We start from the raw sequence: 16,374 nt of genomic DNA on the forward strand, positions 1-16,374 counted from the left end.
GCCGTTAAGGCCGTAACCCGACGGCTCACAGGAGGATGTCGGGTTACGCTTCGCTAACCCGACCTACACAGACGAACTACTCAGAACGAGAACCCTATGCGATCAGCTCCGCCTCTGCCATCATCTCCATTGGCAGATAGAAGACCTCGGCATAGCCTCGCCTCACTGCTACCAGGTTATCCCGAACCACCTGCTCGCCTCGCTTGCCAAAGTACTTGCGCAGCGATCGCTCTACCGCCGAGAAGACCTGCTCCTCGGTCAGACGCTGCTCGCGGAGAAACGGCGTGCAGCGGAGGAAAATCCCCAGCAGGACAATCCCCTGCATTCGTTGCTCCAGGTCAGGAGAGCTGGCGACCTCGCGCGCGATCTTCACGGTGTCCAGGGCAAGAACCCGGATGCGCCGCTCCCGGATGATCCTCTTCGCATAGTCAGGGATCCGCGCCCAGACCTCCTCCGGCGTCGTCTTGTCGGTCTGGATGAAGACCATGCCCCCTGTCGCTAAGCCGGCCAGCGGGTTACCTAGATTGAAGGCATTGATGTCATTGAGCGGTACGAAATCGACCTGTCTGAGCTCGCAATGGGTACGGATCCGCTCTTTGGCCACGGTCAGATAGTAGGATGTGGGCAGCCCCTTTTTCTCGGATCCATACTTTGGGTAGGCCTGGACCTTCAAGCCGAAGAGATCGCCGACGATCGTGGCGATCACCTTGTTGGTCGTCACCGATCCGAATCCACCGACCGAATGGCCGCGCATCGAGAAGGTGCCGGCCGGCTGGACGTCCGGATCTTCGGAAGGGAGGAGCGCCAAGTCGTGCTTGATCCCCAGAACGAAGTAGCGAGATCCACCATCGTCGCGCCGCATATTCTCAATAGCAGCCACGAGATCGCCGGGGCGGATGTCCCTGCTCCCAAGACCGGCAGACCCCGAATAGATGACCGGGATGCGTTCGATTGCCGGGTACCCTGGCGCGCCCGTCAGCGCATCGGCGAACGCCGCCTTGATCTCGGCGGTGAGAGGGTTCGATTGCGCGGCGGGGTTGTCCATCCGCTCAATCACTGCCATCGCCTTCAGGTGTTTCGTCGCCTCGACGATCTGCGGTCCTGGAAATGGGCGAAAGCAGGTCACGTGGAGGGCGCCAGCCCGAACTGCGTGACGATCCCGGAGATAATCGACGGTGGCCATGGCAGTCTCGACCATCCCCCCCATCCCCACGATGGCGTAGTCGGCATCCTCCAGCCGGTACGCCTCCACCAGGCCATACCGGCGGCCTGTCAGGGAGTAATATTGCTCCATCACCCGCTCGACAATCTCCGGAAGACGATCGTAGAAGAACCGCTGGGCAATCTTTCCCTTCATGTAGCTGTCCTGATTCTGCACGACCCCGATCATGATCGGCTTCGACGGGTTCATGAGGTTGCGCAGGCGCGTGCCGGCAGACGGGTCTCCGATGAACTCCTTCATCAGCTCCGGTTCCGGAAGCAGGAGATTCTCAATCGTGTGCGTGGTGAGAAAGCCGTCCTGCACAGTCATGAAAGGGGTCTCCCCCTCCTCGGCGACGCGGCGGGCGATCAGCGCCAGATCGGCCACGTCTTGAGCGTTCTTTGCGAAGAGGATGCCCCAGCCCACATCCGCCACGGCCATTACGTCATCGTGACCCGCGTGGACGTTCAGAGCCTGAGAGGTCAGCGCGCGGGCGCCGATGTGGAAGACCGCCGGGAGCCGCTTTCCGGAAATGGTGTAGAGAACCTCCTTCATCAGGACTAGCCCCTGACCGGAGGTAAAGTTCGAGACTCGCCCACCGGCCAGGGCAAAACCCTCGCATGAGGAAGCAGAGCTATGCTCTGACTCGGGCTCGAGGAAGAAGAGTGGCTCGCCCCAGAGGTTGCGTGTGCCATTCGCGACCTCCGCCTGGTACCCGCTCCCCATGTTGGTGGATGGGGTGATCGGATAGGCGCAGGCACCCTGCGTAATATGCGAGTCTACCCAGACCACTGCCGCCGAGCCGTCTCCTGTGGCCGGAATGCCTGGAAAAGGAAACCGCTCGCCGGTCATGACGTCCCCTCTCCCCGAACCAGTATATCGAGGAGATCGATCTCGGTCACGATCCCAACCAGTGCATTGCCATCCACCACCGGCAGGCAGCCGATCTTTTCCCGGACCATTACCTTCGCTGCCTCCCGCACAGTGGTTGAAGGGGAGGCCTCGATCAGCTTCCGCGACATGACCTCCACTACCTTCAACTCGTCCATGAACTCCTCGCGCTCACTGGTCGTCAAGGGCGACTTGGAGGAGGGAGCAGCCTTTCGAAGATCGCGATCGGTGACGATCCCAACCAGACGCTTGCCGTCCATCACAAACAGATGGCGGATGTTATGCCGATCAAGGATTCGCTGGGCCTGGCGCAGAGAGGCGTGCGTGTCCACGGTGACCAGCGTCCGATTCATGATCTCTGAAAGCTGCGTCATCTGTTTCTCCTCATAACTACTTAGGTGTTTAGACTGAAGGCTGAAGGCTGAAGGCTATAAATGATCTCGCAAGGCACGAATCAAGCCATTCAAGACCTTCTCGGTTTCTACGACTTTGTTGTGTGGTCACGCATGACTTACCCCTAAAAGCCTTCAGCCTTCAGCCTATCTACCTGAATAGTCTCTGCTCCTCACCATAAGGCCATCCCAAGTGGGCGCTTGCCGACAGGCACTCGCCCTACCGTTTCCTGGGACAGCAGGTTGATCACGGAGATATCGTCCGATCCGTTGTTAGCCACAAAGGCGTACCGCCCGTCGCCCGAGATGACGATGTTGTGGGGATGGGTCCCTACAGGGATCGTCCCTACCACGGTGCTGGTTCGCGTTGAGATGACCGTCACGTCGCCCCCTCCCGTATTGGTCACATAGATGTAGTGACCGGATGGGGTGATATCGGCGTCGCTTGGTTCCTTCCCCACGGGGATTGTCGCCACCACCTGATGGTTCGCCATCTGGATAACGCTGAGGTTGTCCGAGCCTCTATTGATCACGTACGCAAAGGCCCCACCGGGGCCGAACACCACGTGATGCGGGTCGTCACCGACGGGGATTCTGCGCAACGGCTTCTGAGTTGCGGTCTCAATGAGGGTAACGGTGTCTGAATCGGCGCTGGAGACCAGCAGGAATTTGCCATCAGGAGAGATCTCGACGGCATATGGCCTCACGCCGACCGGTAGCTCCGCCGCAACGACATTCAGTGAAAGGTTCAGCGCGGCAACGGTACTGGATCGCTCGCTTGGAACATAGGCGCGGCTACCATCCGAGGAGATGCCGATCGTGGTCGGCGCTTCTCCAACCGGGATCATCGCAACCTTCTTTCCGGTGGCAGTCTCAATCACCGTGACGCGACTGTACAGACTATTGGTAACGTAGGCATAGGTCGCGCCGGATCCAAACACAGTCTGGCCCCCTGGGCCGGTAGCATTGGGCACTATAGTGGCGGCGTGCGTGGGCAAGGCCAGAATCCAGACCTCAGCCGAACGGCTACACGCGACAAAGGCATAACGCCGATCCGGGCTGATTGCGACATGCTGCGGGCCAGAGCCCACAGCAATGGTGCTGGTCACCTTCATTGACCCGACATCCATAACCGAGACCGTATCCGAGCCCTCATTTGCGACATAGAGCGTCTGCGTACCGCGCACACCTACCCCGTGCGCGAGCGCATCCGAACGAATGATCAGCAGCGTTGCCATCGCCAAGATGCCGATGTTCACGGCACGCCGGACTGCCGTCATGTCACCCCTCCCCTCTCGTCACCAGCCTCACTTCTTGAGTCCCCTGCTCCATCTCTTCGACTGGGCTCAGGCCAGGTCCTGCGGCCCGTTGCTTGTTGGAGGTCAGGGCGATCTGGACAATCTGATCGAGCTCATCACAATCAAAAGGCTTGAGCAGATAATAGAAGACACCATGTTGAAGAACCTGGCGACCCGCTTCGAGCGACCGGTCACCCGACAAGACAATCAGGGGCAAGCGAGGCCGAATCTTTCGGAGAATCTCAACGGTCTTCACGCCAGCAGGCTCATCTATCGAGAGATCGATAATCACCAGCCCGACGTTCTGCTCGACAACGGCCAGTAACGCATCACAGCATCTCTCGACAGCAACGGCCTGATACCCCTTCGCCGATGCGCGGCTGAGGATCTGCTGCCGAATCGATAACTCTGACGTGACGATCAAAACCTTCCGCTGACCACTCATAATGCCGGCCCTTCTCCCTGATAGCCATCAGCTAACAGCCGTCAGCTTATGTGGGAGCAATTCCGGTGCCAACGACCCCACGATCCCTGCCGTTCCAGCGCCTCGCCTAACTCATTGAAACGATGAGATCTCTTTCCCGAAAGTCGCTGACGTCTGAAGGCATGCCCTGGCACCCCAGCGCTAGGCTGGGACGAACTACCCCAGCCCGAAGTCAGAGAAGCGGGGTAACCACTTGAAAACTAAAGGACAGGGATGTGGGACACGCATGCCCCAATAAGAAGCTGGATGTCCCAGCAGCGGTAATCTGTTCAGCCGCTGATAGGACGCGATCATTGGGCCATCCATTCTCAATTCACAACTTCGGGCTTGCCCACAGCCGAATTCTAAGTCATAATAAAGACGGGTAGAAAATAATCTGCTAAGGAGGATACGATGACCCTAAACATCAAGGACCCCGCGACCCACACCCTCGCGCAAATCCTGGCCAAGGAAACAGGCGAGACGATGACCCATGCGGTAACGGAAGCGATCCGCGAACGCCTGGAACGTATCCGCCGACAGCGCAAACCCGACGCCACCGTCGCCGACCTCCTCGCCATTGGCCGCCGCTGCGCCAGCACGCTCAAAGGCAGACCCGTGGACCATGGCGCCCTACTATATGATGAGCGCGGGGTGCCGCGATGATCGTAGACAGCTCAGCAGTACTCGCGATTCTGTTTAACGAGCGCGACGCCGACACCTATGCCCACGCGCTCGCCCGGGCCGATGTCTGCCGAATGTCCGCCGCCAACTTCGTCGAAGTGGCGATCGTCGTCGAAGCGCAAACTACTGAGAGCGGCAGCCGGCAGTTAGACGCCTTCTTCCGGCGCGCCGGCATCGCCATCGAAGCCGTGACTGAGGAGCAGGCGCACGTGGCGCGGCAGGCCTATACGGATTTCGGGAAGGGCCGGCATCCGGCCGGCCTGAACTTCGGCGATTGCTTCGCCTATGCGCTCGCCAAGGTCACCGGCGAGTCGCTCCTCTTTAAGGGTGAGGATTTCAACAAAACCGACATCACGTCCGCTCTCTGAACGTGAATTCCCGCGTTAGATGAGGTCAGCTCTCAGCCGGGATCTGGGCCCCTAGGACTTCTGGGGCTGAAGCAACTGCGTCAGGGCCTCCCGATCGACCACCTCCTTTTCCAGTAGCAGCTTGCCAAGCGCGTCCAATTCGCCGCGTCTGGCGGCAAGCGTCTGCTCGACTCGGGTGTGGGCATCGTCCAGGAGCTTCCGGATCTCCTCATCGATCGCCTGAGCAGTCTGCTCGCTATACTCCCGTACCCCCTGAGGCTTCGAGATATTGAGGAAGGCAGAGGCACGCGGCTCTTCGAACGTCGCCAAGCCGAGATGTTCGCTCATCCCGTACTGGGTCACCATGAGGCGGGCCATATCGGTGGCCCGCTGGAGATCATCCTGGGCCCCGGTGGAGACGTCCCCGAAAACGAGTTCTTCGGCCACCCGACCCCCCAGGAGCACGTCGAGTCGATCAAGGAGGTCGGCCCTTTTGAGCAGGTACCGATCCTCCGTGGGCAACTGCTGCGTGTAGCCGAGCGCGGCCACACCGCGAGGGATGATGGAGATCTTCGAGACGCGGTCGGCGCGAGGGCGGGACTCCGCTACCAGGGCATGGCCGGCCTCGTGGTAGGCGACCGTTTCTTTCTCCGCGGGATTCATCACCCGGGTCTTCTTTTCGAGGCCGCCCACGATCCGGTCGATCGCCTCATCGAAATCCGCCATCTCCACCGCATCCTTGCCCTTCCGCGCAGCAAGAAGCGCCGCCTCGTTCACCAGGTTGGCCAGATCGGCGCCCACGAACCCCGGGGTCCTCGCGGCGATGACCGAGAGGTCAACCTCTGGCGAGAGCTTGACCGGCTTGGCATGCACCTGGAGGATCTTCTCCCGACCCCTGATATCGGGGCGATCGAGGGCTATGTGTCGGTCGAAACGCCCGGGGCGGAGCAAGGCTGGATCGAGGATCTCCGGGCGGTTCGTCGCGGCCAGGATGATCACGCCCTTGTTCGTGTCGAAGCCGTCCATCTCCACCAGCAGTTGGTTGAGGGTCTGCTCGCGTTCATCGTGTCCGCCCATCGGATTGAGCCCGCGAGCCTTTCCGAGAGCATCCAGCTCATCGATAAAGATGATGCAGGGGGCCTTTTCTTGAGCCTGGGCAAAGAGGTCCCGCACCCGAGCCGCCCCGACCCCCACGAACATCTCGACGAATTCCGACCCACTCATGCTAAAGAATGGGACCCCTGCCTCCCCGGCCACCGCCTTGGCCAGCAGCGTCTTCCCGGTCCCTGGGGCCCCGACGATCAGGGCCCCTTTGGGGATCTTCCCCCCAAGCCGACGGTACCGCTCGGGCGTCTTCAGGAATTCGACAATCTCCATCAGCTCAGTACGCGCCTCGTCGATCCCCGCCACATCTGCGAAGGTCACGCCAGTCTCTTTCTCCATGTACACTTTAGCCTTGCTCTTCCCAATCGCCATCAGACCGCTCGCCGGTCCTCCGACCCGCTTCATGAGAAACGCCCACACACCAACAAAGATCAGAGCAGGGAGTACCCAGGAGAGCAGGGTGATAAACCATGTGCTCTCCACCTCGCCAGCGAAACGCACCTTCGAAGCCTCCAGCTCCTGGATCAGGGTCGGATCGCTGACCCGGATGGTCACGAATCGATGCTCCCCATCGGCTAACCGTTGAATCTCCTCCACCTTCTCTTTGGAGAGGAGCCCCTCGAGCCCCTCCCGCTTTAGCCGCCCGGAGATGATACGCTCACCGAGGGACAGGTCTTCCACCTTGCTGGCTTTCAGGAGTACCTTGAAATCGCTGTACAAGAGGGTCTCAGTGTGGCGGGCTATCAGGAACTCGTGAATCCCCAGCACAAGCCAAAAGGCGGCTATGAAGTACCAGAGAGCAAACTGCCGTTGCTTCTTTTCCATCGCGCTCACTCCTTAAGCCAAACCACTATTCCCCTTCGTTGAGTAGCCCCAGTGTGTCACAGCCCATGCCTACTTTTCAAGGGGATCAGTATAACCCCTACAATTTTCGGAAGAACCACACTGTTACCAAGGTCCCCAGAACGGACGGTTTTGTCTTGCCATGAGCCTATCCTGCAAACCCCTTGTTGTGCTTCGACTGGCTCAGCACGAACGGGAAAGCGTCAATCTTTTTAATGTCCATTCCGTTCGCCCTGAGCATGTCGAAGGGTGAACGGGGGTTTGCGGGACAGGCTCAATAGTGTCTGTCCCTATTTCCTATACAATCGCCAATATCTCGACAGAGGGATTCCGCTCATGGTTCGACAAGCTCACCACGAACGGAATCTAAAGGGGATTTATGACGCACTACGATAGCGAAGAGGAGAAGACTGGCAATCCTTGACCGACGAGAGCTTCTGATGCTGCGGGATCAGAGAGGCGTAGAGAGGTGGAGGCCAACGATCAGGCGCACAGATGATCTCTCAGGGGAACTGCTGGAGGAAGCGAAGGTCGTTGCCGTGGAAGAAGCGGATGTCGTCGATGCCGTACTTGAGCATGGCTACGCGCGCTGGCCCTAGACCGAACGCGAAGCCGGAGTAGCGTGCCGGGTCGTACCCAACGCGCGTCAGGACATTCGGATGCACCATCCCTGCGCCCAGGATCTCCAGCCACCCGCTCTCCTTGCACAGCCGGCAGCCCGCGCCCTTGCAGCGGAAACAATCGATCGACATATCGACGCCCGGCTCGACGAAGGGAAAATAGTCACACCGAAAGCGGATCTTCCGGTCTTTGCCAAACAGGCGCTGAACGAAGGTATACAATGTCCCCTTCAGATCGGCGAAGGTCACGCCCTCATCGACCGCCAGCCCTTCGATCTGATGAAACTGACTCTCGTGGCTGGCGTCCACCGCTTCGTACCGATAACAGGTCCCTGGCACCACCACGCGGATCGGTGGCTTGGTCTGTTCCATGATTCGGATCTGCATCGGTGAGGTGTGCGTTCTGAGCAGCATTGGTTTATCGACCGAGATGCTTGCCGGATCAATCCAGAAGGTGTCCCACATGTCCCGGGCCGGGTGATCCTCTGGAATGTTCAGGGCCTCGAAGTTATAGTAGTCCCACTCAACATCAGGCCCCTCGATGACGGCGAAACCCATCTCTACGAAGACTTGGCAGATCTCACGCATGATCTGCGTCAGGGGATGCAGGCGCCCCAACGTCGGACGCCGCCCTGGAAGGGTGATGTCGATCTGGTCTGTTGCCAGCACATCATCACTTGGGATCGATTCCAGGCTCGCCCGCTGGGCTGTAATGCTCGCTTCAATCGCTTGCTTAACCTGGTTGGCCAACAGACCGATCACTGGCCGCTCCTGAGGCGACAGCGTAACCAATTGCCGAAGGATCGCCGTCAATCTGGCCTTGCGGCCGAGAAAATGCACGCGCGCCCGTTCGAGCTGTGCCGCGTCTGCGCTCTGCTGAATCTGATCGAGAGCCGCCGCTCTTAGATCCTCCAGCTCCTGCCTCAGCGCCTCCACCTCTCCTCCATAACACAAAGCCCCGACACGGGGTCGGGGCATACCTCAGTCCACAACTATGCGATCCTTAGGCCCAATACTAATGAACCGGAGTATCGTCTTCTGTTCTGGCCAGTCATTCCGTGCTTGACACGCCTGCCCCGTACTGGATACGGGGCCTGCCCCGTACTTGATACGGGGAATCCAGTCGGGCCCTTCTGGATACCGGCTTCCGCCGGTATGACGAACTTGCGACAAGTCGCGGGGAACGAACCCACAGTAGATTTACTTGAGCCGTTGGTGATGAGCGGTTCGACAGGCTCAGGGCGAACGGTTGGGAGGGCCTAGGTGAACAGCATTGTCCTTAGGCCGCCACCTGCTCCCGCGCGACCTCCGCCAATTTGTTGAATGTCGATGGATCATGGATGGCGAGATCGGCCAAGGCCTTCCTATCGACAGCCACGCCGGCCTTTTTGAGACCACCCATCAGAACGCTGTACGACAGGCCACTCAGGCGCGCCGCCGCATTGATCCGTATGATCCACAGGCCGCGGAAGTCCCGCTTGCGAGCCTTGCGGTCGCGATAGGCGTACCGCCTCGCCCGATCGACCGCCTCCTGCGCGCTCCTGTAGGCCTTACTCCGCTTTCCCCAGAATCCCTCCGCTTCCTTGAGGACCCTGTTCCTACGTTGTCTTGTCTTAAAACCACCTTTTGCGCGTGGCATCCTATTCTCCCAACCTCCTCGATTAGCCCTGGCCCCCCGCCATTTACTTCCCCTGATAGGGGATCAGGCGCCGCATTCTGGCAGTATCCGCCTTAGATACCAGATCTGACTGCCGCAGAGTTCGTTTCCGCTTTCTCGATTTACCGGTCAGTAAGTGGCTCTTCGCCGCTTTGTGGCGTGCAATTTTGTTCGTTCCCGTTACCTTGAACCGTTTGGCCGCTCCTTTGAGGGTCTTGATCTTCGGCACCGTCGCTCCTCTCTATCAATGCTTGGGGGTGAGGATCATCACCATGTTCCGACCCTCCTGCCTGGGGCGTTGCTCGATCATGGCGGCCTCTTTGAGCGCCTCTGCGAAGCGGTCCAAGAGCACCTTCCCGCGATCGATATGAACCATTTCCCGTCCTCGGAACATCATGGTTATCTTGGCCTTATTCCCCTCCTTCAAGAAGCGCTCGGCGTGCTTGGCCTTAAACTGAAAATCGTGATCCTCGGTCTTGGGCCGGAGCTTGATCTCTTTGATCTGGACGACCGTCTGCTTCTTTCTTGCCTCCCGTACCTTCTTACTCTGCTCGTACCGATACTTCCCGTAGTTCATGATCCGGCAGACAGGCGGCTTAGCGTCCGGCGCCACTTCCACCAAGTCGAGCGAAAGTTTCAGGGCAGCATCGAGGGCTTCCTGAATCGGCAGGATGCCAAGTTGCGCCCCCTCTGCACTGATCACCCTCACCTCTTTGACCCGAATCCGATCATTCACCCGAACACTTCTACTGATGGACGTTCCCTCCTTCATGTTGAGCCAGCCCGGTAGTCTTCACGGCTGGCTTGAGTTCCTCTTGGATCGCGGCTACGAATCCTTCGATCGGCATGACGCCCATATCCAGTCCACCGCGCTTCCGCACCGAGACGGTGCCTAGTGTACTCTCTTTTTCTCCTACTACAAGGATATAGGGGATCTTCTGCACTTCGGCATCTCGAATCTTATAGCCAACCTTCTCATTCCGCACGTCTACTTCCGTGCGCACCCCTGTAGCTCTTAGCTGGTCGGATACCTGCTTGGCATACGGCTGGAAGCGATCTGCCACCGGTACCAGCCGGGCCTGCACTGGCGCAAGCCATGTTGGGAAGGCGCCTGCATGGTGCTCGATCAACACCCCAAAGAATCGCTCCAGCGATCCGAGAACCGCACGATGGACCATGAAGGGTCGATGCGGTCGGTTATCCTCCCCGACATAGGTGATGTCGAAACGTTCGGGTAAATTAAAGTCGAACTGAACTGTCGTACACTGCCACGAGCGGCCCAGCGCATCTTTTACCTTGAGATCGATCTTCGGCCCATAGAAGGCGCCGCCCCCTTCGTCGATCTGATACGAGAGCCCCGCCTGATCGGCTGCCTGGCGCAGCGCCTCGGTTGCGTCATTCCAGAGCTTCAGGTCCCCAATCGCCTTCTCCGGCCGGGTGGCAATGTAGGCGTCATACCGATCAAAGCCAAAGGCACCGAGGAACGCGACACTGAAATTGACGGCGCGAGCCACCTCATCCACCATCTGCGCCGGCGTGCAGAAGATGTGCGCGTCGTCTTGTGTAAACCCCCGAACGCGCAGGAGCCCATGCAACACGCCAACGCGCTCGAAGCGATAGACCGTTCCCAACTCAGCGAACCGCACCGGCAGCTCTCGGTAGCTCCTGACCTTGGACTGAAAGATCTTGATATGGAAGGGGCAGTTCATCGGCTTGACGTAATAGTCGTTCCCTTCCATCTCCATTTTCGGATACATGTACTCCTGGTAGAAGTCAAGATGGCCGCTGGTCTCCCACAGCTTCACCCGGCCGATGTGCGGCGTATAGACGAGATCGTAGTCGTTGTTGAGATGCTCCTGACGCCACAGATCCTCAATCAGCTTTCGGACTAACGCCCCCTTAGGATGCCATAAGATCAGTCCGCCGCCAACCTCATCATCCACGCTGAAGAGGTCCAGTTCGCGGCCCAGGCGTCGATGGTCCCGCCGTTTCGCCTCCTCCAGGAGAAGCAGGTGTGCCTCAAGCGCATCCTGGGTCGGAAAGGCGATCCCATAGATTCTGGTTAACATCGGTCGCCGCTCATCACCACGCCAGTAGGCGCCTGCCAAATGGGTCAGTCGGAAGAAGCGGATCACCGACGTATCGAGCACGTGTGGGCCACGGCAGAGATCGACAAAACCGCCGGTGGTGTAGAAGCTGACCTGCTCTGCGGCGGGGTCTAACTCGTGCGCCAGTTCATCCTGCTCGGCGGCTTTCGCGCACGCCATCGCCCGGCCTTGGATGGTCTCCAGGAGCTCCACCTTGTACGGCTGGTTCAGTGCCGTCACCTTCGCAATCGCCTCTTCCAGTGGAACCTCAAGCCTGGCGAACGGGAGCCGTTGCCCCGACAGCTCGCGCATCTTGGCCTCAATGACCGGCAAATCGTCCGGGGTGAGCGGACGAGTGGGCTCGATGTCATAGTAGAAGCCATCCTGAATCGCCGGACCGATGGCAAATTGTGAGCCGGGCAGAAGTTGCTGTACAGCGGCTGCCATCAGGTGGGCGGCGCTGTGCCGGAGCATCGAGAGCCCTTCTGCAGAGGTGGCGGTGATAAACTTCACCCGGGCCTCTTGATCGATGAGACTACCCAGATCGACAAGACGCCCATTGACGTTCGCCCCGATCGTCTCCTTCTTGGCCGCCGGATCCACGACCTCCAGCACATCCAGCACGGTCACGCTGGGCGGGAAATCATATCGCCGTCCGTCGTCCAGGGTGACAACGATCGATTGTGTCTGGATCTCACTCACTCTGTGTGTCCGTTCTCAATACAGAGAAGGGCATCATGCCGTTGTGATGCCCTTCTCTGACCAGATGATTCTACCCGCGGCAACATCGGGTGTCATGCACAATGGTAGGCACGGGCGGTCTTGAACCGCCGACCTCTTGCGTGTCAAGCAAGCGCTCTCCCCCTGAGCTACGTGCCTAAATCTTCTCCCAGCTTCACAATTACAGGAGCATATCTTCAATCACTTAGGCCCATTCTGTCAAGGGAAAAGGCAAGACCCGAGAACAGCGATGGACTTCGCAACCCCTCGACTCCTTGCGTCATTGCGAGCACCCGCAGGGTGCGCGGCAATCTCAGTACAACAATGCGAGATTGCTTCACTTCGTTCGCAATGACAACTTCCTATCTCTGTTCTTGGGGTAAGATGTGGGGCAGGGTTGGGTAGTGGACAACCACCGATCATTGATCGGGCTGCCGAACGCGCCCGGCGATGGCTGGGGGCAGCCGCAGGAAGTCCTTGGTGTTCCAAGTGTAGAGAGTTTTAGCTTGGGCTTTGAGCGCGCAATAGCCGAGCAGGGCATCATAGATCGCGCCGCTGGCGAGATTCAGCGACGCAGCCTCCTCGACCAACTGGAAGTACTCGCACTCATCAAGGGAGACGAGCGTCAAGTGCTCGCGGACGTCGCTGAGGAAAAGAAGCGCGGTGTCGCCTCCCACCCGCCGCCTCCCAGGCATTCCGGTGAGGGTCGCGTAAACCTCAGCAAGACTGTGCGCCGCGCAGCAGGCGTCCTTTTTGCCGAAGCGCAAGAAGAGGTCGATGCTTGGAGCGTGGTGCTCATGATCGCCGTAAAACGTGGCAACCAGCACGGAAGTATCGAGAAAGACCTTCACCTGAACTTACCGGCGTCGCGGTGGGCGCGCTGTTCCCGGATGCTGCGAAGGGTTTCACGCGTTTCCGCAGCGATGAGGGGCTCGCCGATGCGGAACACCCAGACACCGCGTTCTTTCTGCAAGGGTGGGGCTGTCCGCCGGGGGCACAGCGTTACCCGCTCGCCCTCCACCGTAAGGTCCAGAGTGTCTCCGGAAGCAAGGTGAAGTTCATCACGAAGTGTCTTGGGCAGGACGACGCGGCCCGCCTTGTCGATGGTGACCGTCGCTTTCATGCTACCAATGTATAATGGTTTAACCCATTTGGCAAATAGCATTCCACAAATCCTCCCCCAACCCTCCTTTTCGAAAAAGGGGGGGGGACGGGAGATTTCAGGACGGAGCGGGACACTTTCTAAACGATAATAGCAACAGATCATGAACTACCCCGCAGCAAGCCGCGGGGTATCGTCTTCTGTTCTGGCCCGTCATTCCGTGCTTGACAAGCCTGCCCCGTACTTGATACGGGGGAATCCAGTCGGGCCCTCTGGATACCGGCTTCCGCCGGCATGACGAACTCGCGGCAAGCCGCGGGGTATCGCCCCTCAACGAAATGAACAGGGATATCCACTTGTGACATAAGACAGATACAGCGTGAATGGTTTTCGATGCAGGGGTGGTAAGGGGAAATTGGGGGGGAATGACTATTGCCAAATAACCCTGCACGCCGGACCGCTACGAAAGCTTGATCCCGTACTTCTTCATGAGGCGATGAACCGTTTTCCGGTCCACGCACGCAGCCTTCGCGGCCTGCGAGATATTACCGTCATGCCGCTTGAGGAGCTGGATCAGATAGTCCCGCTCAAACGAACCGGCCCACACCTCTTTTGCCTGCTTGAGCGGCAGTTCGTTTGGCGAGAGCGTCGAGACGACTTCGGCCTTTACTCGGATGTGCTCCGGCAACTCCTGTGGCCGGACCAGCTCATGTTCGGCCAGGACTACCGCTCGCTCCATCACATTCTGCAGCTCACGGACGTTTCCAGGCCAGCGATGCGCCTCTAAGAGCCGCATAGCCTCTGACGTGATGCCCGTGACCTCCTTCCCGCTGCCGGCTGCGTACTTTGTGAGGTAGTGATGCGCGATCAATTGGATATCTCCCGTGCGATCTCGCAGGGGCGGCAGTGGAAGCGAGATCACGTTCAGGCGATAGTAGAGGTCTTCCCGAAAGCTACCAGTAGCAACGGCCTGGGCCAGGTCGTGGTTCGTAGCGGAGATGACGCGTACGTCCACCTCGATGATCCGGTTTGACCCGACCCGTCGTACCTGGCGTTCCTGCAGGACCCTCAGCAGCTTGGCCTGCAAATTCAGACTGATGTCGCCTACCTCGTCCAGAATGATGGTCCCACCGCTTGCGAATTCAAACAACCCGGGACGGGTCGCTTGCGCCCCCGTGAACGCGCCCTTCTCGTGCCCGAACAGCTCACTCTCCAGCAGGTTCTCGGGAAGCGAGACGCAATCAACGGGGATGAAAGGGCCTGCCGCCCGGCGGCTATTGGCATGGAGGCTCCTGGCGATCAGTTCCTTGCCGGTTCCTGTCTCACCGATGATCAGGATATTGGCCTCGCTCTTCGCGACCTTCTTGATGGTCTCAAAGACCTGAAGCATCGACAGACTCCTGCCGATGATGTTGTCAAAGCGATGGGTCTCGGTGAGCCGCTCCAGGAGCCGTCGGTTCTCTTCCCGCAAACGACGCTGGCCCATCGCCCGCTCGACACACACCTTAAGTTGATCAGCCGAGAACGGCTTGGGTAGATAATCGAACGCCCCCTCTTTGATCGCCTCTACGGCGGTCTCGATCGTGGCAAAGGCGGTGATCAGGATCACCGTGGCCTCGGCATCGATGGCCTGGACCGCCTGGAGGACGCCCGGGCCGTCAAGGCCCGGCATCCGAAGGTCGGTGAGGACCAGGTCGGGCCTCTCCCGCTCGTACAGCGTGGCTGCCTTACTGCCATCGGCCTCAGTCACCACCTCGTAGCCAAAGCGGGTGAGAAGCTTGACGCAGTTCTCGATCATGTCCACTTCGTCAACGATCACGAGCACTCGACCTAGCTTCGGCATCCTGTCCTTTCCCTCATCCGCAGACGTCCTCCGCAGGTACTCTCATGATAAAGGTGGTCCCATTCACTGCCTCGCTCTTGACATCCACTTAGACCAGGCGGAGAACAGCTAGCATTCTAATCTCTTCTCAGGAGGCTGGTCAACCTCCATACTGCCCCCAAGAACAGCGATAGACTTCGCAACCACTCGCTTCCTCCCGTCATTGCGAGTACCCGTAGGGTGCGTGGCAATCTCAATGCAACAATGCGAGATTGCTTCACTTCGTTCGCAATGACAACTTTCAATCGCTGTTCTTGGGCTACCATCCCTCGTGAGCGAATTAGTTCCATCCCTTCTGGCTGCTCGAAGAAATGGGACTCTTGCGCACTATGTGAGGCAGAACGCCCCCAGCCTGCTTCAGCCACCCCTACAGAAAAGTGGAACGAGAGTTGCTAGCTTGCTACATGTGCCCGGTGACAGGCACGAGGGGCAGGCGCACATAGAGGGGACACGGCAGGATGACGCTAAAGCGCACGGTGCGGTTTGAACCGCTGGGGATCACGATTGAGTGTGAGGCGACCGAGCCGATCCTGCACTACGCGCTCCGGCAGGGGCTGCGCCTCGTCGATACCCGCTGTGCGGAGGGCGACTGCGGCGGGTGTAAGGCCATGGTCCACAGTGGCCAGATCCACCGGGTCGAGCAGCCGCGCCCGATCCTCTCGGCTGCAGAGCAGGCCCAAGGCCACGTGTTGCTCTGCCGTACCCACGTCAAGAGCGATCTGGTGGTTGAACTGCTGCCAGGCTCTCTCCTTACGCCGTCGCAGCGTCCTGATCCGTTTGATCGGCACCACGCCGCCGAGAAGCTCTTAGGGCCCTTCATCGTCGCGGCCGCAGATCACCTGAGCGATGGCCTGCTGGTGCTCGACGACCAGGGGCGTCTCCTCGTGCTCAATCGAGCCGCCGCCCACCTGCTGCACGGCGATCCGTCCCAGGAGATCACTGCGGTCTGTCGGACCATCCTGGAGAGTGCGCTGCCGCAGACGTACCAGATCACCTGTGCGCCCAACGGGCGCGTCCTTGCCGCCATCGGCTTCCCCGTCATGAAGGGCCATCACGCGGTCGCCTCCGCCCTCCTCTTTCCCG

Annotated in this window: 16 protein-coding genes and 1 tRNA gene; 3 read left to right on the forward strand and 14 right to left on the reverse strand. The window is 59.3% G+C overall.

What is annotated here, in order from left to right; genetic code table 11:
• Nucleotides 1–94: 94 nt before the first annotated feature.
• The 4 genes from CLG94_RS04330 to CLG94_RS04345 all read right to left on the reverse strand — a co-directional run bounded on the left by CLG94_RS04330 (nt 95) and on the right by CLG94_RS04345 (nt 4,227).
• The gene (locus CLG94_RS04330; protein ID WP_107561642.1) at nt 95–2,053 is read right to left on the reverse strand and encodes a 2-oxoacid:acceptor oxidoreductase family protein; all 1,959 of its coding nucleotides are present in this window, start codon (nt 2,051–2,053) and stop codon (nt 95–97) included.
• Nucleotides 2,050–2,466, reverse strand: coding sequence for a CBS domain-containing protein (locus CLG94_RS04335; protein ID WP_107561643.1), 417 nt, complete (start codon nt 2,464–2,466; stop codon nt 2,050–2,052). Before CLG94_RS04335 ends, CLG94_RS04330 begins: the two co-directional genes overlap by 4 nt.
• A gap of 191 nt (nt 2,467–2,657) precedes the next feature.
• Entirely contained in the window at nt 2,658–3,764 is a 1,107-nt protein-coding gene (locus CLG94_RS04340; protein WP_107561644.1) for a beta-propeller fold lactonase family protein, read from the reverse strand.
• Between the two features lies 1 nt (nt 3,765).
• Nucleotides 3,766–4,227 carry a response regulator gene (locus tag CLG94_RS04345; RefSeq protein WP_107561645.1) on the reverse strand — a complete coding sequence of 154 codons (462 nt, stop codon included), beginning with the start codon at nt 4,225–4,227 and terminating at the stop codon, nt 3,766–3,768.
• Nucleotides 4,228–4,659: 432 nt separating this feature from the next.
• On the opposite strand from CLG94_RS04345, the gene CLG94_RS04350 reads away from it, so the two are divergent.
• Both CLG94_RS04350 and CLG94_RS04355 read left to right on the forward strand, forming a co-directional pair.
• A complete protein-coding gene (locus CLG94_RS04350; RefSeq protein WP_107561646.1) occupies nt 4,660–4,911 on the forward strand; it encodes a type II toxin-antitoxin system VapB family antitoxin in 252 nt (83 codons plus the stop codon).
• Complete coding sequence (locus tag CLG94_RS04355; protein ID WP_107561647.1) at nt 4,908–5,297, forward strand: type II toxin-antitoxin system VapC family toxin; 390 nt, start codon at nt 4,908–4,910, stop codon at nt 5,295–5,297. Before CLG94_RS04350 ends, CLG94_RS04355 begins: the two co-directional genes overlap by 4 nt.
• Nucleotides 5,298–5,348: 51 nt before the next feature.
• On the opposite strand, the gene ftsH is transcribed toward CLG94_RS04355, so the two are convergent.
• The 10 genes from ftsH to CLG94_RS04405 all read right to left on the reverse strand — a co-directional run bounded on the left by ftsH (nt 5,349) and on the right by CLG94_RS04405 (nt 15,252).
• The gene (ftsH, locus tag CLG94_RS04360) at nt 5,349–7,205 is read right to left on the reverse strand and encodes an ATP-dependent zinc metalloprotease FtsH (protein ID WP_107561648.1); all 1,857 of its coding nucleotides are present in this window, start codon (nt 7,203–7,205) and stop codon (nt 5,349–5,351) included.
• 521 nt (nt 7,206–7,726) lie between these two features.
• On the reverse strand, nt 7,727–8,770 hold the full coding sequence (gene pheS / locus CLG94_RS04365) for a phenylalanine--tRNA ligase subunit alpha (protein WP_161954017.1): 1,044 nt from the start codon (nt 8,768–8,770) through the stop codon (nt 7,727–7,729).
• Nucleotides 8,771–9,122: 352 nt separating this feature from the next.
• Nucleotides 9,123–9,482, reverse strand: a complete 360-nt coding sequence (rplT, locus tag CLG94_RS04370; RefSeq protein WP_107561650.1) for a 50S ribosomal protein L20 — start codon at nt 9,480–9,482, stop codon at nt 9,123–9,125.
• 43 nt (nt 9,483–9,525) lie between these two features.
• Nucleotides 9,526–9,729: a 50S ribosomal protein L35 gene (rpmI, locus tag CLG94_RS04375; RefSeq protein WP_107561651.1), complete on the reverse strand. Its 204-nt coding sequence runs from the start codon at nt 9,727–9,729 to the stop codon at nt 9,526–9,528.
• Between the two features lie 15 nt (nt 9,730–9,744).
• Entirely contained in the window at nt 9,745–10,236 is a 492-nt protein-coding gene (infC, locus tag CLG94_RS04380; protein ID WP_018129758.1) for a translation initiation factor IF-3, read from the reverse strand.
• 10 nt (nt 10,237–10,246) lie between these two features.
• Nucleotides 10,247–12,289, reverse strand: coding sequence for a threonine--tRNA ligase (gene thrS, locus CLG94_RS04385; protein WP_107561652.1), 2,043 nt, complete (start codon nt 12,287–12,289; stop codon nt 10,247–10,249).
• Nucleotides 12,290–12,391: 102 nt separating this feature from the next.
• A tRNA-Val gene (locus CLG94_RS04390) sits at nt 12,392–12,466 on the reverse strand.
• A gap of 260 nt (nt 12,467–12,726) precedes the next feature.
• The gene (locus CLG94_RS04395) at nt 12,727–13,158 is read right to left on the reverse strand and encodes a PIN domain-containing protein (protein WP_107561653.1); all 432 of its coding nucleotides are present in this window, start codon (nt 13,156–13,158) and stop codon (nt 12,727–12,729) included.
• Complete coding sequence (locus CLG94_RS04400) at nt 13,155–13,430, reverse strand: AbrB/MazE/SpoVT family DNA-binding domain-containing protein (RefSeq protein WP_161954016.1); 276 nt, start codon at nt 13,428–13,430, stop codon at nt 13,155–13,157. Before CLG94_RS04400 ends, CLG94_RS04395 begins: the two co-directional genes overlap by 4 nt.
• A 439-nt stretch (nt 13,431–13,869) precedes the next feature.
• Complete coding sequence (locus CLG94_RS04405; protein WP_107561655.1) at nt 13,870–15,252, reverse strand: sigma-54-dependent transcriptional regulator; 1,383 nt, start codon at nt 15,250–15,252, stop codon at nt 13,870–13,872.
• Nucleotides 15,253–15,749: 497 nt separating this feature from the next.
• On the opposite strand from CLG94_RS04405, the gene CLG94_RS04410 reads away from it, so the two are divergent.
• A partial coding sequence (locus CLG94_RS04410) for a PAS domain-containing protein (RefSeq protein WP_133174583.1) occupies nt 15,750–16,374 on the forward strand: 625 nt, incomplete at its 3' end.

The sequence above is a fragment of the Candidatus Methylomirabilis limnetica genome (assembly GCF_003044035.1).
Taxonomy (GTDB): domain Bacteria; phylum Methylomirabilota; class Methylomirabilia; order Methylomirabilales; family Methylomirabilaceae; genus Methylomirabilis; species Methylomirabilis limnetica.